This window comes from Salinicola sp. V024 (assembly GCF_052645315.1).
In genome coordinates, this window is record NZ_JBQXYB010000006.1 from 36,828 (window position 1) to 58,648 (window position 21,821).

The 21,821-nt window shown below is 62.1% G+C and carries 19 protein-coding genes; 11 read left to right on the top strand and 8 right to left on the bottom strand.

The features are described 5' to 3' along the window. Window positions 1-230 precede the first annotated feature (230 nt). From thiD to ACUN9V_RS10690, 4 genes are all read left to right on the top strand, one after another. Entirely contained in the window at window positions 231-1,055 is an 825-nt protein-coding gene (gene thiD, locus ACUN9V_RS10675; RefSeq protein WP_439285575.1) for a bifunctional hydroxymethylpyrimidine kinase/phosphomethylpyrimidine kinase, read from the top strand. An 87-nt stretch (window positions 1,056-1,142) separates the two neighbouring features. Then, window positions 1,143-1,841, top strand: coding sequence for a thiamine phosphate synthase (gene thiE / locus ACUN9V_RS10680; protein WP_439285309.1), 699 nt, complete (start codon window positions 1,143-1,145; stop codon window positions 1,839-1,841). Between the two features lie 21 nt (window positions 1,842-1,862). After that, window positions 1,863-3,152 (top strand): glutamate-1-semialdehyde 2,1-aminomutase, encoded by a 1,290-nt coding sequence (gene hemL, locus ACUN9V_RS10685; protein ID WP_075561458.1) that lies wholly within the window; start codon window positions 1,863-1,865, stop codon window positions 3,150-3,152. A 31-nt stretch (window positions 3,153-3,183) separates the two neighbouring features. Further along, window positions 3,184-4,746, top strand: coding sequence for a bifunctional aminoglycoside phosphotransferase/ATP-binding protein (locus tag ACUN9V_RS10690; protein ID WP_110693562.1), 1,563 nt, complete (start codon window positions 3,184-3,186; stop codon window positions 4,744-4,746). Between the two features lie 84 nt (window positions 4,747-4,830). On the opposite strand, the gene ACUN9V_RS10695 is transcribed toward ACUN9V_RS10690, so the two are convergent. Then, window positions 4,831-5,508: a LuxR C-terminal-related transcriptional regulator gene (locus ACUN9V_RS10695; RefSeq protein ID WP_075561456.1), complete on the bottom strand. Its 678-nt coding sequence runs from the start codon at window positions 5,506-5,508 to the stop codon at window positions 4,831-4,833. A 426-nt stretch (window positions 5,509-5,934) separates the two neighbouring features. On the opposite strand from ACUN9V_RS10695, the gene rdgB reads away from it, so the two are divergent. The 4 genes from rdgB (at window position 5,935) to ACUN9V_RS10715 (ending at window position 9,505) form a co-directional block, all read left to right on the top strand. Beyond that, a complete protein-coding gene (gene rdgB, locus ACUN9V_RS10700) occupies window positions 5,935-6,549 on the top strand; it encodes an RdgB/HAM1 family non-canonical purine NTP pyrophosphatase (RefSeq protein ID WP_445511367.1) in 615 nt (204 codons plus the stop codon). Continuing rightward, on the top strand, window positions 6,546-7,721 hold the full coding sequence (gene hemW / locus ACUN9V_RS10705) for a radical SAM family heme chaperone HemW (RefSeq protein ID WP_445511368.1): 1,176 nt from the start codon (window positions 6,546-6,548) through the stop codon (window positions 7,719-7,721). Before rdgB ends, hemW begins: the two co-directional genes overlap by 4 nt. Before the next feature lie 140 nt (window positions 7,722-7,861). Next, complete coding sequence (locus ACUN9V_RS10710) at window positions 7,862-8,542, top strand: OmpA family protein (RefSeq protein WP_075561615.1); 681 nt, start codon at window positions 7,862-7,864, stop codon at window positions 8,540-8,542. Window positions 8,543-8,653: 111 nt separating this feature from the next. After that, window positions 8,654-9,505, top strand: a complete 852-nt coding sequence (locus tag ACUN9V_RS10715; protein ID WP_445511369.1) for a 23S rRNA (adenine(2030)-N(6))-methyltransferase RlmJ — start codon at window positions 8,654-8,656, stop codon at window positions 9,503-9,505. A 145-nt stretch (window positions 9,506-9,650) separates the two neighbouring features. Here the strand turns inward: ACUN9V_RS10715 and ggpS are convergent, their stop codons facing one another. The 4 genes from ggpS to ACUN9V_RS10735 form a co-directional block, all read right to left on the bottom strand. Beyond that, window positions 9,651-11,930, bottom strand: coding sequence for a glucosylglycerol-phosphate synthase (gene ggpS / locus ACUN9V_RS10720; RefSeq protein ID WP_075561452.1), 2,280 nt, complete (start codon window positions 11,928-11,930; stop codon window positions 9,651-9,653). A 100-nt stretch (window positions 11,931-12,030) separates the two neighbouring features. After that, window positions 12,031-13,326 (bottom strand): MFS transporter, encoded by a 1,296-nt coding sequence (locus tag ACUN9V_RS10725; RefSeq protein ID WP_445511370.1) that lies wholly within the window; start codon window positions 13,324-13,326, stop codon window positions 12,031-12,033. 208 nt (window positions 13,327-13,534) lie between these two features. Beyond that, on the bottom strand, window positions 13,535-14,614 hold the full coding sequence (locus ACUN9V_RS10730; RefSeq protein WP_445511371.1) for a lipoate--protein ligase family protein: 1,080 nt from the start codon (window positions 14,612-14,614) through the stop codon (window positions 13,535-13,537). Window positions 14,615-14,725: 111 nt separating this feature from the next. Continuing rightward, window positions 14,726-15,052: a DUF1127 domain-containing protein gene (locus ACUN9V_RS10735; RefSeq protein ID WP_445511372.1), complete on the bottom strand. Its 327-nt coding sequence runs from the start codon at window positions 15,050-15,052 to the stop codon at window positions 14,726-14,728. A gap of 137 nt (window positions 15,053-15,189) precedes the next feature. On the opposite strand from ACUN9V_RS10735, the gene ACUN9V_RS10740 reads away from it, so the two are divergent. Next, the gene (locus ACUN9V_RS10740; RefSeq protein WP_110693570.1) at window positions 15,190-16,608 is read left to right on the top strand and encodes an aminotransferase-like domain-containing protein; all 1,419 of its coding nucleotides are present in this window, start codon (window positions 15,190-15,192) and stop codon (window positions 16,606-16,608) included. Window positions 16,609-16,709: 101 nt separating this feature from the next. Here ACUN9V_RS10740 and ACUN9V_RS10745 read toward each other — a convergent pair whose 3' ends face one another. Then, a complete protein-coding gene (locus tag ACUN9V_RS10745) occupies window positions 16,710-18,317 on the bottom strand; it encodes a hypothetical protein (protein ID WP_445511373.1) in 1,608 nt (535 codons plus the stop codon). Between the two features lie 249 nt (window positions 18,318-18,566). On the opposite strand from ACUN9V_RS10745, the gene ACUN9V_RS10750 reads away from it, so the two are divergent. Next, window positions 18,567-19,469: a glycosyltransferase family A protein gene (locus ACUN9V_RS10750; protein WP_439302760.1), complete on the top strand. Its 903-nt coding sequence runs from the start codon at window positions 18,567-18,569 to the stop codon at window positions 19,467-19,469. Between the two features lie 63 nt (window positions 19,470-19,532). Here ACUN9V_RS10750 and ACUN9V_RS10755 read toward each other — a convergent pair whose 3' ends face one another. Next, window positions 19,533-20,000 (bottom strand): Lrp/AsnC family transcriptional regulator, encoded by a 468-nt coding sequence (locus tag ACUN9V_RS10755; protein ID WP_445511374.1) that lies wholly within the window; start codon window positions 19,998-20,000, stop codon window positions 19,533-19,535. A gap of 113 nt (window positions 20,001-20,113) precedes the next feature. Here ACUN9V_RS10755 and ACUN9V_RS10760 point away from each other — a divergent pair, with 113 nt between their 5' ends. Beyond that, window positions 20,114-20,326 carry a DUF6356 family protein gene (locus ACUN9V_RS10760; protein WP_445511375.1) on the top strand — a complete coding sequence of 71 codons (213 nt, stop codon included), beginning with the start codon at window positions 20,114-20,116 and terminating at the stop codon, window positions 20,324-20,326. A gap of 6 nt (window positions 20,327-20,332) precedes the next feature. Here the strand turns inward: ACUN9V_RS10760 and mnmE are convergent, their stop codons facing one another. Beyond that, window positions 20,333-21,724 carry a tRNA uridine-5-carboxymethylaminomethyl(34) synthesis GTPase MnmE gene (gene mnmE / locus ACUN9V_RS10765; protein ID WP_439302755.1) on the bottom strand — a complete coding sequence of 464 codons (1,392 nt, stop codon included), beginning with the start codon at window positions 21,722-21,724 and terminating at the stop codon, window positions 20,333-20,335. Window positions 21,725-21,821 lie beyond the last annotated feature (97 nt).

Genomic DNA, 21,821 nt, shown 5'->3' on the forward strand with positions numbered 1-21,821 from the left:
CTTGTTCGTGAGCACCGACGCCTGTGTAAAAGCACCGGCACTAACCCGGTCCGCACGGAGGTCGAGCCGTGCCGTTGCTGACCGGGCTGCCGACCTCACTTGCCTACCACACTGGATAGCGCAACGAACACACCGCAGCGATCGACGAGGAGAGCAACCATGCGAAAAGTGACTGGCTACCTCGCCACCCGATCCCGAATGGCGACGAAACTTCCGGGGTGGGCGCCATGATTCGTCATGCCGACAAGCCCGTGGTGATGATTCTGGCGGGCCACGATCCCAGTAGCGGCGCTGGACTGGTCGCGGACGCCGAAGCCGTGAGAGGCTGCGGCGGCTGGCCGGTGACCGTACCCACCGCGCTGACCGTGCAATCGACCCGCGAGGTCATCAGCGTCGAACCCTGTCGAGGAGATTACATTCGTCGTGCGGCGCGCGCGCTGTTCGACGATTTTCGTATCGCGGCCATCAAGGTCGGCGTGATCCCCAATCTCGAGGTTCTGGAGGCGGTGATCGACGTCGCCCGTATGAGCCCCGGTACGCCGTTGATCGTCGATCCGGTCATTCGTGGCGGTGACGGCTCCGAGTTATCCACAGTCGATTTGATCGAGCCGATTCGTCGCCGGCTGTTACCCCTTGTGGATATCTTGACTCCCAATCGACACGAGCTGGCACGTCTGACTTTTGCTATCGGCGGAGACGACGTGGCCCGGGTGGTGGAGATAATGTCGCTGGGCTGCGCGGCCGTGCTGGTGACCGGCACGGATCCGCTGGATGGCGAGTCGGCCGCAGGCAATGTGGTGCATACTCTGCACACGCCGGAACTCAATCGGCAGTGGCAATGGCCACGGCTGCCCGCTCATTATCATGGCTCTGGCTGTACGCTGGCCTCGGCGCTGGCGACCCGTCTGGCCGCCGGGGAAGGATTGGCCGCAGCCTGCGCTCAGGCTCAACGCTTCACCTGGGATACGCTGGATAACGGCCTGGCGCTGGGGCAGGGCCAGTATCTGCCTGACCGGGTCTGGCGTGCGCCCGACTTCGATGCCACGCTGGAATGATGATCTCGATGCCGCCGGTCTCGACCGTCCCGAACGCGCTGTCTGGGAGGGTCGAACCAGGCTTCATGCAAGGTTTATTCAAAAGTTATGCACGGGTTTATGAACAAGGGGCTTTACGCGATCACCGATAGCCGATTGCTGCCGGATGACAGAACCCTGCTGGATGCCTGCGAATCGGCACTGGAAGCGGGGCTCGTACTGTTGCAATATCGCGACAAGTCCGCGGATGGCGATCGTCGCCGACGCCAGGGCGACGCCCTGGCCGCACTCTGCGAACGCCATGGCGTACCCTTGGTCGTCAACGACGATCTCGAACTGGCGCTACGCCTGCAACAACGTTGGGGCACTATCGTCGGGCTACACCTGGGGCAGGAGGACGTATCGGTCGCTGCTGCCAGAGAGCGCCTGGGACGTGACGCGATCATCGGCGCGACCTGCCACGACTCGGTGGCACTGGCGCGTGCGGCCGCCGAGGCCGGCGCCAGCTATCTGGCGTTCGGGCGCTTTTTCGCCTCGCGCACCAAGCCTGCGGCCGCATCGGCACCGCTGTCGATTCTTGCCGAGGTCGAATCCCTCGGGTTGCCCCGGGTGGCGATCGGCGGGATCGATGTCGACACCGCCGGCCAGGCCCGAGCGGCGGGCGCCGAGATGCTGGCGGTTGTCCATGCGATCTTCGGCCAGCCGGACGTCGGCCGAGCGGTGCGCGAACTCAACGCCCGTCTCGCCGAGGTGGCTTTGTCGAATTCCGCCATCGATGGAAAACCTGTCATCGATCGATGGCAGTAGAACTTTGCTGGAGAGAACACCATGACGACATCCGCCGAACTGTTCGAACGCGCCTGCCGGCACATTCCCGGCGGCGTCAATTCTCCGGTACGTGCCTTCAAGGGCATGTCGCAGCCGCCGGTCTTCGTCGAACGCGCCCAGGGCGCCTATCTGTTCGACGTCGAAGGCAAGCGTTATATCGATTACGTGGGCTCATGGGGCCCGATGATCACCGGACATGCCGATCCGGAGGTGTTGAACGCGGTCCGCGAAAGGCTGGATAGTGGGCTCTCCTTCGGCACGCCGACGGCGATCGAGACCACCATGGCCGATCTGATCTGCGAGATCATTCCCTCCATCGACATGGTGCGGATGGTCAATTCCGGCACCGAGGCGACGATGTCGGCGATCCGTCTGGCCCGGGGCTATACCGGCCGCGACAAGATCGTCAAATTCGAGGGCAACTATCACGGTCATTCGGATTCGTTGCTGGTCAAGGCGGGTTCCGGCGCACTGACCCATGGCGAGCCCAGTTCGCCCGGCGTGCCGGCATCGCTCGCCGAACATACCATTACGCTGGCCTATAACGACATCGAAGCGGTGCACGAGTGCTTCGAAGCCATGGGCGAGCAGATCGCCTGCATCATCGTCGAGCCCGTGGCCGGCAACATGAACTGCATTCCGCCGCAGCCCGGTTTTCTGGAGGCGCTGCGCGAGGTCTGCAACAGTCACGGCAGCGTGCTGATCTTCGACGAAGTCATGACCGGCTTTCGCGTGGCACTGGGCGGCGCTCAGGCGCACTACGGCGTCACCCCGGACCTGACCTGCCTGGGCAAGATCGTCGGCGGCGGCATGCCGGTGGGCGCCTTTGGCGGCAGACGCGACATCATGGAACAGATTTCACCGCTGGGGCCGGTCTATCAGGCCGGTACGCTGTCCGGCAATCCGCTGGCCATGGCCGCCGGCATCACGCTGCTCGAGAAAGTGCGCCAGCCGGGTTTCCACGAGGCCCTTTCCACGCGCGTCGAGACGCTGTGCGAAGGACTCGAGGCGCGGGCCCGCGATGCCGGTATCGAATTGATTACCCAGCGCGCCGGGGGCATGTTCGGGCTCTTCTTCACCGCCCAGCAGCGGGTCGACAACTTCGGCCAGACCATGGCCTGTGATGCCCAGGCGTTTCGTGATTTCTTCACCCGGATGCTGGAATCCGGTGTCTACCTGGCACCGTCCGCGTTCGAAGCCGGTTTCATGTCGAGCGCGCACACCCACGACGATATTCAGACGACCTTGATGGCCAGCGAACGTGCCTTCGCCGCCATGCGTCAGCTATAAGACACGAACGCGACTGACAGGGAGACGACGCATGAGCCGAACGCTGATACAGGCGCTCAAGGAGGGTGACGGTTTCGATCACCCGATTGGCGCTGTCGAGGTGTTCGAAACCCCCATCTCCTGGGTGGTATCGACGGGCGAGTACGCCTACAAGATCAAGAAGCCGCTGGACTACGGCAGCTTCCTCGATTTTTCGACGCTGGAGAAGCGGCGTCGCCTTTGCGAGCAGGAAGTCACGCTGAATCGTCGCGTTGCGCCGACGCTCTATATCGGCAGCGTGGCGATCTCGGGGTCCGAGACGGCGCCGCGGGTCAACGACGACAGCGCGCCGATCGAATACGCGGTCAAGATGCGCCAGTTCAGCAGCCGCCATCTGCTCAGTTCGTTACAGGCCAGCGGCGAACTGTCGGCGGAGTTGATCGACGATCTGATTGATCAGCTCGTCGCGCTGCATGAGTCGGCCGATCGCGTCGATGACGATAGCCCCTACGGTTCTCCCGAGCATATTCGCCAGATGCTGGTCGAGGAGTTCGAACTGATCGAGTCGTTGCTGGAATCGCCTGCGGATCTGGCCGAACTCGAGCGGGTCAAAACCTTGAGCCTGGAGAGTTTCGCTCGGCTCGAGCCGGTTCTCGAGACCCGTCGGCGCAACGGTTTCATTCGCGCGAGCCACGGCGATATCCATCTCGGTAACGCGGTGCGCTTCGAAGGGCGTGCGATTCTGTTCAATGGAATCGAGTTCAACGAGCGCCTGCGCTGGTGCGACGTTGCCTGCGAACTCGCTTTCCTGATCATGGATCTGGAAGCGCGAGGCGAAACTGAGTTCGCGCACTATGCGCTCAATCGTTATCTCGAGCTCTCCGGGGATTATCAGGTCGTCCGCCTGCTCAACTTCTACAAGCGCCACCGAGCGCTATTGCGGGCACGGATCGAACTGGTGCGCGATCACGATGCCGGTATCATCGACGACCTGCCGGCGGGCGAGCCGATCGACGTGTTCCGTCGCTATCTGACCATGGCGCAGGCGTACAGCGAGTTTCGCTTCCCCTACCTGATTCTGGCGGTCGGTGTCTCCGGCAGCGGAAAAAGCCGTTTCACCGAGGAGATCGTGCGGCGTCTGGGTGGCGTGCGGATTCGTTCCGATGTCGAGCGTAAGCGGCTTTTCGATTTCACATCGGCACCTGCCGATGCCGCCGAGGTCTACAGCGAGGAAGCCACCGACCAGACCTACCGTCGTCTTGCCGAACTCACGGGCACGGTACTCGAAGCAGGGCTGCCGGCGTGTATCGATGCCACCTGCCTGCTGCTGGAGCAGCGCAAACGGCTTCGGTTCGAGGCGGAAAAGCGTGGGCTGCCGGTTCTGATCGTCAGTTTCGAAGCCGATCAGGCCACGCTCAGAGCGCGTATCGTCAAGCGTGCCAGACGTAGCGGGGAATCGTCGGAGAAGAGTCTTTCGATTCTGGAGCAGCAGTTGCAGCGCTTCGAGTCATTTGCCAGCAACGAGACGACCCATCTGGTCCACCTCGATACGACGGCGCCCGACGCCAACCTGACGCTGGCCTCGTTGATTCAGGAACGCATGCGGCTGAACTGAAAAATCCCCGGGAAAGCCGCTGGACAATGGCTTTCCGGGGGAATCAGGTACGACTGATGACGACGTACGGGTGATCAGGGGCGTTCAGCGACGCCCGCTGGCGTAGCGCGAGGCCATCACCGGAATCGTGCCCAGGTTCTGGCGGGCCCAGTTGGTGGCCTGGATGCGGTTGTGGACGTTGATCTTGCGGAACAGGTTGTAGAGATGCGACTTGACCGTATGCTCGCTCACGAACAGCTTTTCCGCGATTTCGGTATTGCTGGCGCCCGATACCAGCAGCGTGACGATCTCAAGCTCACGTCGGGTCAGGCCGCATACCGGCCGATAGGTATTGACCTGCTGGCGACGATAGAAGTCGATCAACATGGCGGAAAGCGGACGGGATATCCACAGCTCGCCCCCCAGCAACTGGACGATACCTTTGCAGATCAGCTCCAGGTTGTCCTGGCGGTAGAAGACCCCGCGAAGATGGATGCCGATCAACAGCTCCATGACCTGCTTGTTATCGCGAACGTTGAACGCGGAGAGAATGATCGCGTCACTCTCTTCTGCCCGCGTGTTCCAGGCCAGCAGGTCCTTTTCCTGAACATGGTCTCCATCCAGAAGTACGAGAGCTCTTCGTCCCTCTGCCAGGGGAAACCGCTCCTGAGGACTGAGCGCAGAGACTCGACACCCGGTTTTCTGATGGATGTAGTCCAGAAAGAGGACGGATTGTGAGTTACAATCTGTAACAAGTACGATATCGGTATTTTCGGTGTTCATGGTCTGATCCCTTCGAAGGATTTTAATTAGTGTTTTAATTTTTTCGTTGCAACCCCTAGCTGAAAAGCCTACCGCATCCCGTGTTTTTGGGAGCTCAATAATGTGAATAAAACCCATCCGTTGTAAATATACTGCATCTAGTTTTCTACGAAGTGACAAACTGGAAACAATTAAGATAACGATAATGTTCTAAAAAAGTCATTACCTATCAGATCGTTGCGTGAAGCATTACAATGTAAATTTGAAGAACATCGTTTTCTTTGCGAGAAAAAGCACGCTTCCTTGCATCTTTGGCAGGGATATTGATTAGTCAAAGCAATGACTTTTCTCAGCCCAGTCGATAGTGGCAACTTCATGAGCCACGAAGCGGGTTGCTTGCTCCAACCGCCGTGGCCCGTAGAATGGGCTTTTTGTCAGGAAACCGTCATGAGTGTGGATAGCGAAAATCTGGTCATTGCCAGTGGCAATCCTGGAAAACTGGCTGAATTTCAGCAGCTTCTGGGCCCGCTGGGTCTGAACGTGCAACCTCAGTCGGATTTCGGCGTGAGTGGCGTCGAAGAAACAGGGCTGACCTTCGTCGAGAACGCCATCCTCAAGGCCCGCGCCGCTTCACGCGCCAGCGGGATACCGGCGCTGGCCGATGACTCGGGGCTGGCAGTCGATGCGCTGTCGGGCGCACCGGGTATCTACTCGGCGCGTTATGCCGGGGTGGCCGAAGGTGGCGAATCCCAAGATAAGGCCAACAATGCCAAACTGCTGGCCGCACTCAAGGATGTCGCTGAAGGCGAGCGCACGGCGCGTTACTGGTGTGTGCTGGTTTACCTGCGTCATGCCGATGATCCGGTGCCGCTGATCGTCCAGTGCGACTGGAAAGGCGACATCCTGGCCTATCCTCGCGGCAGCGGGGGTTTCGGTTACGATCCGCTGTTCTGGATTCCCGAATGCGGCATGAGCGTGGCCGAGCTCAGCGGCGACGAGAAAAATCGCTTGAGCCACCGCGGACGTGCGCTGCAGACGCTGATGGAGCAGTTCAATCAATGAGGGTTTTACCGCCGCTGGCACTGTACATCCACGTGCCCTGGTGCGTGCGCAAATGCCCCTACTGCGATTTCAACTCGCACGGTGTGGGACGTGGTGCCGAACTGCCGGAAACCCGCTATGTCGAGGCGTTGCTGGCCGATCTCGACCATGATCTGGAGGCGGTTCAGGGGCGGGAGATCGTCTCCATTTTCATCGGCGGCGGCACGCCGAGCCTGTTTTCCGCCGCAGCGTATCAACGTCTGTTCGACGGGTTGCGTCAGCGGCTGACGTTCGCCGCCGACATCGAGATCACCCTGGAAGCCAATCCGGGAACGGTGGAGCAGGCCCGCTTCGAGGGCTATCGCCGAGCCGGTATCAACCGGCTATCCATCGGCGTGCAGAGCTTCGCGCCAGATCAGCTCGCGGCGCTGGGGCGGATCCACAGTGGCGAAGAGGCGGTGCGCGCCATGCGCAGCGCCCGTGACGCTGGTTTCGACAACGTCAATCTGGACCTGATGCACGGTTTGCCCGGGCAGACGCTCGAGACGGCGCTGGGGGACATCGAACAGGCCCTGGCCCTGGAGCCCACGCATCTGTCGTGGTATCAGCTGACGCTGGAACCGAACACCGAGTTCTTCTCCCATCCGCCAGCGCTGCCCGATGAAGAACGGCTATGGGATATCCAGGACGCCGGCCATGCGCTGATCGAATCCGCGGGGCTGACGCGCTACGAAATTTCCGCCTACGCCCGGCCCGACCGTCAGGCACGACATAACCTCAACTACTGGCGCTTCGGCGACTATCTCGGTATCGGCGCCGGCGCCCATGGCAAGCTCTCGTTCATCGACTCGACAGGGCAGTGGCGTGTCGAGCGGCGCTGGAAGACACGCCAGCCCGAAGCCTACCTGCGTCGTCTGAATGATCCCCGCGGCTTCGTGGCCGGTGGTCAGCCGGTGGACGCCTGCGCATTGCCGCTGGAATTCCTGATGAACGCGCTGCGTCTGGTCGAAGGCGTGAATGCCGACGATTGGCAAAACCATACCGGCCGAGCGTTGTCTGAACTGACGCCGCGGTTGGAGGCGGCACGCCGCAAGGGGCTGTTGGGGGAGTCGCCAGCGCGACTGCAAGCGACCCCGCAAGGCCTGTTATTCTTGAATGACTTGCTCGCGCTGTTCGACGAAAAAGTTCGATGAAGAAAGTTCGATGACGAGCGTTAGACGAAGCCTTTCGACTCTCGAATGACAGCCGGGTAGTAACGGATCCATCGTCGCGTTGCCGCTGATAGCGGCAGGCGTGACGAGTCGCCAGCAAGGAGCCTTTAGGCATGAAGATGATGAAGAAGACGTTCTGGTTGTCCATTCCGGTTGCCATGGCGGTCGGCGTGACCGGCTGCGCTTCCAGCGGTGCGGATAATCAGCAGCAGCAAGGTGGTGGCAACACCAAGACCTGGAGCGGGGCGGGAATCGGTGCCGTTGCTGGCGCTGTTGTCGGCGCGTTGACCGGTGATGGCGGCAGTAGTACCCGGGATCGCGCTCTGATCGGTGCTGCCGCCGGCGCGGCCGCTGGTGGCGGGATCGGCGCCTACATGGATTCGCAGGAGAAAGAGCTGCGCAACCGCCTCGATGGGACGGATATCGGCGTCGAGCGCGACGGCAACAATCTGATCCTCAACATGCCGAGCAGCGTGACCTTCGACGTCGATGCCAGTGATCTGAAGACGCCGGCACGTCAGGCGCTCAACGACGTCAATGCGGTGCTGCGCGCCTATCCGGAGACCCGTATCAATGTCGGCGGTTATACCGACAGCACCGGCTCCGACAGCTACAACCAGAAGCTCTCCGAGCGCCGTGCGCAGTCGGTGGCGACCTACCTCGAACAGGGCGGCGTCGAGTCCGGACGCATCAATGCGGTCGGCTACGGCGAGACGAACCCGGTCGCCAGTAACGATACCGACGCCGGTCGCTCGCAGAATCGTCGCGTCGAAATTACCCTGACGCCGACGCAGCAGTCCTGAGACAATCGAAGGCGTGATCGCGACGCCCGCCAATGGGCTCGCCGATCGCCGCTTTGATCTCGATTCCGGGCGCAACCTTCGGGTTGCGCCCGTTTGATTGGATGGATTCCCATGCTCGCCTATCAGCACGCCTACCACGCCGGCAACTTCGCCGATGTGCACAAACACTTGGGTTTGCGCCAGCTCGTGGCAGCGCTGACGCACAAGGCGTCGGCGATCAGTTTCGTCGATACCCATGCCGGGCGAGGGCTCTATCCGTTGGCGGCGCCGGAAACCCAGAAGCTCGGTGAATACCGTCAAGGCGTCGAGCGGCTTTGGCAACGTCGCCGCGGTTTCCCGGTGGAATCGCCGATCGGCGAATGGCTGGCGGCGCTCGAGACGTTGCAGACCGGCACCGAGTTGAGCCGCTACCCTGGTTCGCCGTGGTGGCTGGGATCGACGCTGCGATCCCAGGATCGGCTGACCCTGTTCGAGCTGCATCCGGGCGAACATCGTCATCTGACGGATCAGCTATTGCCGGCGGATGCTGCGGTGCAACGCCGTCACGCCGACGGTCTCAAGGGGTTGGTGAAGCTGGTTCCGGTTTCCACGCCACGACTTTGCGTGCTGATCGATCCCAGCTACGAGAGAAAAGAGGAATATGAAGAGGTTGCCGCCACGCTGATTCAGCTGGTGCGCAAGGTCCGTCATGCCGTAGTGCTGGTGTGGTATCCGCTACTGCCGGCCGGACGCCACCAGACGATGCTGGCCACGCTGCGCGAGGCGGGAATCCCCAAGCTTTGGCGCAGTGAACTGCAGCTACGCGAGCCCGCTGCCGAGCGCGGCATGTACGGCAGCGGGTTGTTGATGCTCAATCCGCCCTGGCAGCTCGATCAGACCCTCGACACGGCCTTCTCCGAGCTGGCCCCGGTGCTGGCGGACGGCGCCAGTCACCGTAGCGAATGGTGGACGGGCGAGGCGTGACGGCGGCGTCGAGCGCCGCCGTGCTTGCATGGCGCCCCGAAGCTGGCGCGGCTTCTGCGGCGCCCCGAAACCGGCGCGGCTTCCACGATGCCCCAGAGCTGTCGGGCTTTTCACAGCCCCCCGAAACCAGTGCTCGTCGCGATGCCTAGATCAGGTTCGTTGACGGGTTGGCGGGGCTTTCGGTGCCTTCGGGTTCCTCGCCCTTGATCGCGGCGATGAACTCGTCGCCCCAACGCCGGATATCGTTGTAGCTGACGATATCGTTGAGCTGGCGCAGACGCGCTTCGGCATCGGCTCGCGGTAGATTGAGGGCCAGGTAGCAGGTCCTGGCGAGATCGCGGCGGTCGTGCGGGTTGGTCAGAATCGCGCCTTTCAATTCGGCGGCGGCACCGGCGAATTCCGACAGCACCAGCACGCCGCAGCCCTGGGTCATGCCCTGGGTGGCAGCGAACTCCTTGGCGACCAGATTGAGACCGTCGCGCAACGGGGTGATCCACATCACGTCGGCCATGGCATACCAGGCCACGACTTCCTCGAACGGGAAACCGCGGAAATAGAACTGCACCGGGGTCCAGCCCACATCGGCGAAGCGCCCGTTGATATGGCCGATGGTCTGCTCGATCTGCGTCTGCAGCTCGTTGTAGATCGTCATTTCCCGGGCCGCGGGCACGCAGATGCTGACCAGCGTCACCTTGCCGCGCAGCTCCGGATTCTCGTCGAGCAGCAGCTCGTAGGCCTGCAGTTTCTCGAGAACCCCCTTGGTGTAATCGAGGCGTTCCACCGACAGGATCAGCTTGACCCCGCTGAACTCTTCTCTCAGCTCAGCCATGCGCGAGCTGGCACCCTCCATTTCCAACGCATTCTGGATCCGGCCGATATCCAATCCGACCGGGTGCGCACCCAGACGGACGACGCGAGAGCCGGTGTCGACTGCGGTGGTCATCGTCTCCAGGCCCACGGCGCAGCCGTAGGTCAGAAAGCGTGGCGCGCAGCTCTGCCGGGAAAGCGTGGTCAGCGGCACGACGCCGCGGGCCACGTCGACGAAGTTCTCGACCTGGCGCGGAATATGGAAGGCGACGTAGTCGCACTGGAGCAGACTGCCGATGATCTCGCGGCGCCACGGCAGCACGTTGAACACGTCCGCCGATGGGAAATAGGTGTGGTGGAAGAAGGCGATCCGCAGATCCGGTCGCATCTCGCGCAGGTATGCCGGCACCATCCACAGGTTGTAGTCGTGAATCCAGATCAGCGCGCCCTCGGCGGCTTCCTCGGCGGTGCGTTCGGCGAAGGCGCGATTGACCTCGCAGTAGACTTCCCAGTCGTCTTCACGAAAGTGCGCCCGCTCCCAGAAGGTGTGCAGCGTCGGCCAGAAGGCCTCCTTGGAGAAGCGCTTGTAGAAGGTGTCGACCTGGACCTTGGTCAGCGGCACCCGGGCCGCGGTCAGCAGCGGATACTGCTTGGCGTCGACACTGGTGTGAGTCACGAAATCCTCTTCGTCATCCTCCTCGTAGATCGACCACGCAATCCACGAACCGCGCTGGTTGGCGAAGAAACTCAGCAACGTCGGGATGATGCCGTTGGGCGATGTCGGACGGCGGCGCTGGATCTTGCCGTCGACCCGGTACTCCTCGTAAGGAAGCCGGTGATACACCATCACCAGTTCGGCCTTGCCGGTCTGCGTCTCGTCGCGACGGTTTTCCGCCGCGACGCCATGGGCGCCGAGAAAGCCGAAATGGGCGAACGCCTCGATGATGCCGCCACAGCCGGTTTCTTCGGCATGCATCACGCGAGTCTGATTCTGGGTCTGTTCGAGCAGCGCGGGTTCCGAACCGCCGACGCACACGGACTTGAACCCGGCGGTCAGCATGGCGAGATCGTTCATGGTGTCGCCGGCGACCAGCACTTCTTCGGCGTCGATCTCGATCCATTCGACCAGCTTCTTCAGGCTGCTGCCCTTGTTGACGCCCTTGGGCAGGAAGTCCAGATAGCGGCCGGCCGAGTAGAGCATCTCGCAGTCCAGCTCCTGGGCCAGTTTCGTCAGCGCCTGGTCCTTGGCGAGCTCGGGCGGGCAGTAGTAGGAGCAGCGACGTAGCTGCGGTTCGTCCTGGCGCACGATATCGGGAAAGCGCTGCATGGCGCTGGCGATGCGAGATTCGCCGGGCCAGCTCGCATCGATCTCGTTCTGCAGCGGCTGGATGGACTGCAGGTTGTCGCCGTAATAGAGGCTGGCGCCCACGTCGGCGACGATGTAGTCCGGCTGGGGCAGCGTGGGGTCCGACAGCAGCGGCAGAATCGCCTCCAGGCTGCGGCCACTGATATAGGCGAGCTTGATATCCGGGTGCGCGGCGATGGTCTGATAGAGGCTGAGGCGGGCTTCGGGATCGCCGCCGAGAAAAGTGCCGTCGAGATCGGTTGCAAGTAACATGTTTTTCCTCCTGCCCGGCCTCTGTGGACCGGGGCGATTTTCCCTGCGCGAGCGGTTCGTGCGTTCGTCGAGTGACGTTGGCCCAGATTCAGATTCAGGGTCAGGTCCTGCCGGCCATCTCGACGATTCGCTGGCGTTCGTGCTCTTCGTAGAAACTGGGGTCGGCGAACAGATCCTTCTGCACGTCGTCGTACATCATCTCCAGAGCTTGGCTACTGGTCGGTGTCATGGGTTCGAAATGGGCCGTATCCCCGCTGACCAGCACCGATACGTGACGACGACGATAGAGGGCATAGGCCGCCAGCAGCGCCATGACTGTCGCAATGTAGAGTGGCAGCCCCTGATCGCCAACGCTATGCATGATGACCCCGGCCAGAATCGGCGCGACGGCGCTCCCGGCTCCCTGAACCACCAGCATATCAGCTGAGCCGGCCACGATTTCGTCGGGATGCAACTGATCGATCAGCTGGGCCACGGCAATCGGATAGATGGAGAACGACAAACCGCCCCACAGAAAATATAGCCCGAGCAGGGTCAACTGGTTGGGCGCGAACGGCATGGCGACGGCAGCGATCGCGGCCAGAATCACCACGTAGGTCATGACCCGCGGGCGATCGTGAGTATCGGAGAATCGACCGATGGGTATCTGCAGCAGCGCGCCGCCAACGATGGCGCAGCTCATCACCACGCCGACGCCGGCGACATCGAATCCGACGCTGTGCGCGTAGACCGGCGTCAGGGTCCAGAACGCGCCCATGGCAAGACCGGACATCGCCGAGGCGGCGACGGCCAGCGGCGCGAACCCGAGCAATGCCTTGAGACTGCTCTTGGGTCGTGCCGGAATGACCGGCTGGCTGCGTTTGGTGATCGTGATCGGCAGCAGGGCCCAACTGATCAGGATCGATGCCAGCGCGAACAGCAGGAAGCCGTCGGCGCTATCCAGGCGCAGGATCTGCTGGGCGATGGCCAGCGCGCCCAGGTTGACCACCATGTAGATCGCGAAGACCCGGCCTCGCTGATGGCTGGCGGCCTGGCTGTTGAGCCAGCTTTCGATCACCGTCATCAACGTGATGAACGAAAGACCGTAGATCACCCGCAGACCCAGCCACACCCAGGGGTTGATGAATATCAGGTGAAGCAGGGCCGCCGAGGCGCAGAGCCCGGCACAGAACGCAAAGGTGCGGATATGCCCCATGCGCTTGATCAGCCGGCCGCTGATCCAGGTACCGCCAATGAAGCCGATGAAGTACCCGGACATGATGAGGCCGATCAGACTGGTCGAGAAACCTTCGTCGGCGCCGCGCAGTGTCAGCAGGGTATTGATCAGGCCATTGCCGAGCAGCAGCAGCGCCACGCTGCCCAGCAACGCACGAATGGGTCGTAACAACGACCACATAGCTTTCTCCTTGCCATGGCTTGAATGCATTCATGCAGTAAGCGTGCCGAAGTCCCTGAAATTCGGTAAAACCGTTGTTATTATAAGATGATATTATCGTTTTATGCTCGTAGCCATAATCGAGGTTATTCGATCATGTGCACTCGAATGGTGCTGATTGGCTGATTCGATTCAGCTTAGCAGCCAAACGCCATGCCGCTGCAAGGAATCACGGCACGCGGCGAAGCCACGCCTCGCTGGCGAATTTGTCGTTCGCCAGAATGTTCGCTGCATCCCGCTCGTTCTCGGTCAGCGCATCCGGTTCCAGCGTGAAACGTGCGGCAAACGATTCGATCATGCGCTGGATGATCTCCTCACGCGCGAGACCCGTCTGGCGCTTGAGCGGATCGACGCGCTTGCCGGCGCTGGTGGTGCCCTTGTCGGAGAGCTTTTCGCGGCCGATCCGCAGCACGCGGGTCAGTTTCTCGGCGTCGATGTCGTAGGCCATGGTGACGTGATGCAGCACCGCGCCGTTGATCCGCTTCTGGGCGGCGCCGGCGATCTTGCCGCCGGGAGAGGTGATGTCGTTGATCGGCACGTACCAGGCGGTGATGCCCATGTCGCCCAGCGCTTGGATTACCCATTCATCGAGAAAGGCGTAGCTTTCGACGAAGGTGAGCCCCTGAACCAGAGTTTCCGGCACGATCAGCGACCAGGTGATGGTGTTGCCCGGCTCGACGAACATGGCGCCGCCGCCGCTGATACGACGCACGACCTCGATACCGGCGTGGCCGGCGGCCTCGGCGTCGACTTCGTTGGCCAGCGACTGGAACACGCCGATGATGATCGCTGCACGGTCCCATTCCCACACGCGCAGGGTCGGCCCGCGCCGCCCCGCCGCCACTTCGCGGGTCAGCACTTCGTCCAGCGCCATGTGCAGCAGCGGTGATTCCGGCGCGCGGTGGATCAGGCCGAAGCGATGATCTCGCCAGTCCGAAGTCCGGGAGAGTGCGCGCCGAATGACGGTGGCGATAGCGGGCACCGAAAGCCCGACCATTTCGGTCTGTGGCAGCAGCGCGGATTGAATTCTGGCGATCAACGTATTGGCATCGGCATCGATTGACGCGCCGACCAGGGCGCGGTTGATCGCCTCCAGCGCCTCGTCGGGCTCGAGGAAGAAATCCCCGGACAGCTGCACCGAAGCCAAGCGCCCTTCACGTACCGTGACGTCCGCCACCAGCAGTTTCCCGCCCGGCACCTTGTACTCGCCGTGATGTACGGTTTCACGACCCTCATTCGACTCCGTCATTCCGGCTCCTCGAGCAGCACTGTTCGAGGAGCCAGTATAGCCCCCACGCTCGAAGTCACGTGACGAATCAGAGCTTGGAAGCTCTATACCGACACCTTACCGGTACGGAAGCTAGCGCCAGAAGGGCCGATGACTCTCGCGTCGAGCCTGGGCTGGTGTCAGGCCGATATCCTTCAACTGCCGTTCATCCAATCGTGCCAGCTGCTGGCGTGTGCGCCAGCGCTGCCATGGGCTCGGGCGATAGGGGCTATAGGGGCGATAGGGGCGATAGGGGCGACGCTCAGGTAAACGATCTGAGCCGGCAATGGCGGTCGATCTGGACGCTGCCCCTTTACGGTGGGCGACGATTAGTGAAAAAGGGGAAAACAGGGCAAGGCGCATGACGGACTCCCGCTCGCTGAACGATGGGTTCAAGCTACGGCGGGACGGATCAGCCATACAGATCCAGGAATTCGAAAGTTTTGCGATACAGATGTTCTGGGAACGCGGCTGTATGCCGCATTTCGCTCCAATCTGTATCGTGTTCTCTCGAAAGCTGCCATACACAATGAGGCAGAGCTTCAAGGAGACGCCTCATGCACCGCTACGAACGACTGGCCGACCATCTACGCGAGCGTATCGAGGCAGGCTACTATCAGCCCGCCGATCGCCTGCCGTCGGTACGCTCGCTGGCGGCATCCCACGGCGTCAGTCTCTCCACCGTTCAGCAGGCCTATCACCAGCTCGAGGATGCGCAGCTGATCGAGGCGCGTCCCAAATCAGGCTACTTCGTCTCGCCCCAGCGGGAGCGGCCGATGCCACCGCCGGCCGGGCGAACCGCGCAGCGACCGGTCGAGGTATCGCAGTGGGAGCAGGTGCGCGAGGGGACCTGCATCTTGCCCGATACCCACGTCGTTCATTTGGGGCGGGGTATGCCGGATATCGATGCGTCGACGCTGAAGCCGTTGCTGCGCTCGCTTGCGCGGGTCAGCCGTCGTCAGGATCTGGTCGGGCTCAACTACGACACCCTGCACGGTCGCCTGGAGTTGCGCGAACAGATCGCCAGACTCGCGATCGGCCACGGCTGTCGGCTGCATCCGGAGGAGCTGGTCGTGACCACCGGCTGCCACGAGGCGATCTCGATCGCCATGCGAGCGGTGTGCGAGCCCGGTGGCATCATCGCCGTGGATTCCCCCAGCTTCTACGGCGCGCTGCAGGCGATACGGGCCTACGGCATGAAGGCGATGGAAATACCCACCGACCCCGAACACGGGATCAGTCTGGAAGCGCTGGAACTGGCGCTGGAGCAGTGGCCGATTCGTGCGATCCAGATCACCCCAACCTGCAACAATCCGCTGGGCTATACGCTGTCGATCGAACGCAAGCGGGCGCTCTACGCGTTGGCGCAACGCTTCGACGTGGCGATCATCGAAGACGATGTCTACGGCGACCTGGCCTATGGCTTTCCGCGTCCTCCGACGATCAAGTCCTTCGATGACGATGGGCGTGTGCTGCTCTGCAGCTCGTTCTCCAAGACGCTGGCACCGGGTCTGCGTCTCGGCTGGATGGCGCCGGGGCGTTATCTCGAACGTGCCTTGCACATGAAATACGTCGGTACCGGATCCACCGCCACGCAAGGGCAGATGGCGGTTGCCGAGTTCATCCGGGAGGGGCACTTCGAGCCGCACCTGAGAAAGATGCGGGCGCAGTACCAGCGCAATCGCAATGCGGCGCTGGATCTTATCGTCGACGTGTTTCCCGCTTCCACCCGAGTCAGCTATCCCGAGGGCGGGTTCATGCTTTGGATCGAGCTGGATTCCGGGGTCGACTCGGTGGCGCTCAATCAACGCCTGATGGTGGAAGGTATCCGCATCGCGCCCGGAGTGATGTTCTCGGCCACCGGCAAGTATCGGCATTGCCTGAGAATCAACTACTCGCTATTCGACGACGCGACCCGACAGGCGATCAGAGGCATAGGGCGAATACTCTCCGACCCGGAAAGCGCGGGGGGCTGAGGGTGACGCTGGATCTCCGTCAGTCTACGGGCGGCCCGATCCAGGTTCGGCGCTGACGACACGCATCTTGCGAACGATTCGGCGCATACGATCTTGTCGCGTTATCGATAACGGCCGATCTGGTGGTGCAGCTCACCGGCCAACAATAGCCAGGCGGCGCGGCGCCCTTCGCTGGAGTGATTGAAGCCGCCCTTGTCGACCGCGGCATCCAACTGGGCCAGGGTCTCCTCGACCTCGGCCAGCTCGACGCCGGCCGCCAGGATATCCGCGCGTCGTTCCGCCAGGTCGTCGCGTAGCTGCGCGATACACTGCTTGATCGTGCTCTCGCCGGTGTACTGCGTCGCCTCCGCTTCCCCACCAAACACTCGGCCTATTGGCAGGTCGTCGTCGAGCGAGACGCGGGTAACGCGAGCCAGATTGTCGGGGGAGGGGCTTTTGTAACCTTCGTCATAGGGGTGCTCGGCAAGGCCGGGAGCCAGGTTTGCCATGATGTCGTAAAGGATCTGGTTGCTCTCCAGATGCTCTCGGGTACAGACGTCGGAACAGGCCATCAGCCAGCGGCTGCCCAGCGGCGCGCACATGATGTAGTACTGCAGCGTGCGCCCCACGTGAAAGCGGTCGCGAAACTCCCGGTAGTGAAGAATCAGCGGATGGATATCAGCCGGGTTGCGCCGCTGCAGCGTGTCGACTGCCCCGAGCACGTCCTGCTGCCAGCGGGCAACGAGCGCTTTCTCGGCAAAGCCTTTCTGCTTGCTGCGAAGATACTGTTCCGGCGCGATCAGCGGATAGAAGGGACGATGAGACTCGCCACCCCCGCCGCCGAAATAGATGTGGCGTGAAGAGTTGAGCGTGTAAGGGAAATAGACCGGGGTATAAATGCCCAGGCACAGCGCTTTCCAATCCTCGTAGGCGTGATGAGCCGCCAGCGGCAACGGCTTGGGCGTTTTCTGATTGAGTCGCAGATCATAATGCCTGGCCAGTGCCTGCGCGATGGCCAGATCCTTGGCCAGCCGCGGCTTTTTATCGGCTCGCAGATAAAGGTTCGTCGTCGCCTGCGCGATGCCCAGTCGTTCACGCGCGGCGAGGAAAAAGCTCAGCAGAGCGCGCGAATCGCGCCCGCCGGTGAGATCGGCAATCAGAGACAACCTGCCCTCATGCATCAGGCCGCTGATGCGCGACAGCCAGATTTCCAGATACTGCTTCAACGCGCCGGCATAGGCACCCGGCTCAGGAAGCTCGCGCGTGACGGGGCTTAACTGGCCTTCTGCAAGGTCGAGACGGTAAAAAGACGGCAGAATCCGGATCTCGCTGACCGCCGTGGAAAACGATGCCGGCTGCGCGGTGAAAGGCTTGGGGTGGCTCCAGGCCCGGAGCTGGGCACGATCCACCGTGAGCGATACGCCTTGCTCACGGAGGTGGCTCACCAGCGCCATCAGGGAGTTGGAAAAAGCCCAGACACGATCCTGGGTGTAGTAATACAGATGTTTGTAGCCCTTGAAGTCGGCGCCGATCATCCGACCATTCCCGTGCGGAACGATGGCGACGTAGCAACCGTCTTCTCCGAAAGGTACCTCGAGACCGGTTGCCTTCCGGTACTGGCGGGCTCCCTCGGCGTCCGTAATGAAATCCCGGCCGGCAAAGCAGTAGCCGCTGAACCAGCGATCCGGTATCCCGGTGGCGCTTGAGAAAAGAAATACCGAATCCGTCACTGTCGTATCGTCCCTGTCATGTTCTGCGATGCCCACCTTAAGGTATCTGACGGCGCAGGCAAACGCTCACCGGTTTCCGTTTTGCTTGGCACCGAAGTCGGCCACGAGTGGCCATCACGAGCGCTTCAGGTACGCGCACTCCGTCGCGACCACAATCTCTTACCCCGGTCTGCGTGACTGTTACCGTGAATTATTCGATCATCGCGCTCTGGAATACGCCAAGGCGGCCCACTTACACCGGGATGAAACATGTCAGCACCCGAACACGGCGGGTCCGATCACTCGGATCAGCCGATCCGTTTTTACTTCGGTATACCGCTGCGCGCACGTGCCAGCGCGCTGAATTGGACACAGGTTTGCGACAACCTGGCACGCACGCTGGATAGTCTGGCGCGTCAGACCCGGAACGATTTCCGAGTGCTGATCTCCTGTCATGATATTCCGGATATCGATACCCGGGGGCTGAACGTTCGCTTCCTCCAGGCAGGGTTTGCGCCTCCCGTGGATGAGCAGGGAAAGCCGCGCAGTGACAAGCACAAGAAAAAGCGCCGACTGGGGCATGAACTTGCCAAGGAGGTGACCGATGGCGTCTATTTCATGCCGCTGGATGCCGACGATCTGATCCATCCGGAACTGGTCGAGAAAGTGCTGAGTGACGACAATCGCCGCGGCTATTTGATCGAACGCGGGTGGATGTTCAATACCGCGACGGGCCATTATCGCGAGTGTACCGAAAAGCAAAATCCCTTCTGGCGCTACTGTGGCTCGTGCGCGGTCATCTACTTCGAGCCGGATGAGCTGCCACTGGAGAAAGGCGACAAATCGCGCTATTACAGCCGCTTCTTGAATCACATCCATTATGCCGAGGTCGCCGAGGCGGCAGGACGTCCACTGGCACCTTTCAGCGACGCGATGGCGGTCTATGTGATCAATCACGGTGAAAACGACTGGACGGTGTATCGCCAGCGTCCCGATGGCAAGACACACTACGTCGAGCAGCGTCCGGTCCGTGACCGCCGCCAGCTTCAGGCGCTGAAAGTCCTTTATCCTCAGCTTGATGCCGCTACCCCGCCTCCGCGGGCATGGAGCTGGGTCTGTCAGCAATCCCGGCGGCTACGGCGTCGTCTTTCCCGGCGCTCGGGGCATGCCTGAAGACACTTCCGAGGCTCAAACTGATGAAGCGACAGCGGCCATCCCGAAGCCATCGCGGATCGATCAGGGGGGAAGCGGCACGCGCGTCGTACTCTTGATCTCTTCCATCACGAATGAGGCCGAGACGTCGGCCAGCGATACCCGAGCGATCAGACGCTGATAGAGCCGATCATAGGCTTTGACGTCGGCGATACGAGCGCGCAGCACGTAGTCCAGTTCGCCACTGGTCCGCCATACGTCGACGATTTCCGGCAGGGTCTCGACCGCATTCCGGAAGGCTTCCAGCCACGCCGGATCATGGCGATCGGTGCGAATCTGGATCAGTACCGTGAGGCCACAGCCGACCCGCTCGGGATCGAGCAGCGCGACCCGCCCGCGTATCACGCCGCGTGCCTCGAGCGCCTTGACGCGACGCCAGCAGGCATTGCGGGAGAGATTCACGCGTTCCGACAACGCCTCGACCGAGAGCGTGCCGTCCTGCTGCAGGGCATCGAGAAGGCGGTGGTCGAAATTATCCAGTTCAGGTGTCATGTTGGGATATATATCCCAAAATTTCGGTTTCAGGAAGGAAGTTCGGGATAAAATCGGCGCCGCGCTTGGATAGGCTGGTGAGAACCGACCATCGATCCTGCCGGAGCCGAGACATGTCCCTTCGCCTGCCCCGTCTGTTCACCGATCATCCCGCCTCGGTTGAGGAAAGCTACTTCGAACACCTGCGCTTCGCCGGCGCTTTTGCCGGGCAACTGCTGCTGGCGGGTCTGGCGGCGTCGATTCACGCCGTGCTGCCGTTCCTGTTCGAATCCACCGCCAGCCGAATCATCACCCAGCTTCATGCGCGGCTTCAGCGGCGCCACTGAGTCGGTTCACTTGCCGATGCAGAAGCTACCGAAGATTTCGCCGAGCAGGTCGTCGGCGGTGAACTCGCCGGTGATCTCGTTGAGAGAGTGCTGGGCGTCACGCAGATCCTCGGCAAGCAGTTCGCCGGCAGCGGCGCCTTCGAGCTGCGCGGTGCCGTTGGCCAACGCCAGCGCGGCGCGTTCCAGCGCGTCGAGGTGGCGACGGCGAGCTGAGAAGCGGCCCTCGGTGGTGGCGTCGAAGCCCATCACGGCCTTGAGGTGGGCTTTCAGGTTATCCACACCCACTCCGGTTTCCGCCGAGATTCGAATCACCGGAGGGGTTGTGGATAGATCGAAGTCGCTGCCTTCGCCGCTCTGATCGATCTTGTTGCGCACCAGTGTCAAACGCCCGGGATCGGGTAGCCGCTCGACGAATTCCGGCCAGATCTCGACAGGATCGAGCGAGTCCGTTTCGCGCGCGTCGACCAGAAGCAGTACGCGATCCGCCTTCTCGATCTCCGCCCACGCGCGCTGGACGCCGATCTTCTCCACCGCATCCGGCGTGTCGCGCAGGCCGGCGGTATCGATCACGTGCAGCGGCATGCCGTCGAGATGGATGTGCTCGCGCAAGACATCGCGAGTGGTGCCTTCGATCTCGGTAACGATGGCGCTATCGCGCTCGGTCAGGCGATTGAGCAGGCTGGACTTGCCGGCGTTGGGCCGCCCCGCGATCACCACGTTCATCCCCTCGCGCATCAGCGAGCCCTGATTGGCAGCGGCACGGACGGCTTCCAGTGTCTGCCGCAGCGTAGCCAGCCTGGCGGCGACCACGCCGTCGGCGAGAAAATCGATCTCTTCCTCGGGAAAATCGATCGCGGCCTCCACGTAGAGACGCAGTTGAATCAACTCGCCGACCAGCTGCGAAACACGCTGGGAGAATTCGCCCTGCAACGAGCGCAGGGCGTTTTCCGCTGCGGCGCGGGAGCTGGCGTCGATCAGATCGGCGATGGCCTCGGCCTGGGCCAGGTCGAGCTTGTCGTTGAGAAACGCGCGCTCGGAGAATTCACCCGGGCGGGCCAGCCGCGCGCCGAGTTGCACACAGCGCTCCAGCAGCATGTCCATCAGCACCGGCCCGCCGTGCCCCTGAAGCTCCAGCACGTCTTCACCGGTGAACGAATGGGGGCCGGGGAAGTAGAGCGCGATGCCCTCGTCGATGACGCTGCCTTCACCCTGGAAAGGCCCGTAGTGGGCGTAGCGAGGCGTCGGCTGGTGGCCGAGGATGGTTTCCGCCAAGGCGCTCGCCGAGGGCCCGGAGACACGCACGATGCCGACGCCGCCGCGCCCCGGAGGGGTCGCCAGGGCGGCGATGGTGTCCTGGCGGTACAGCGGCGCGTCGGTAGAGGGGAGCGGGGCGTTCATGAGCTTCTCCAAAAATCGATATCGTGGCCGGCTTGGCGGGCATTGTCCGGGGCCTCTCGGTGTAATGCCAGTGCGGAAACCCAGAGCCTGAAACGCC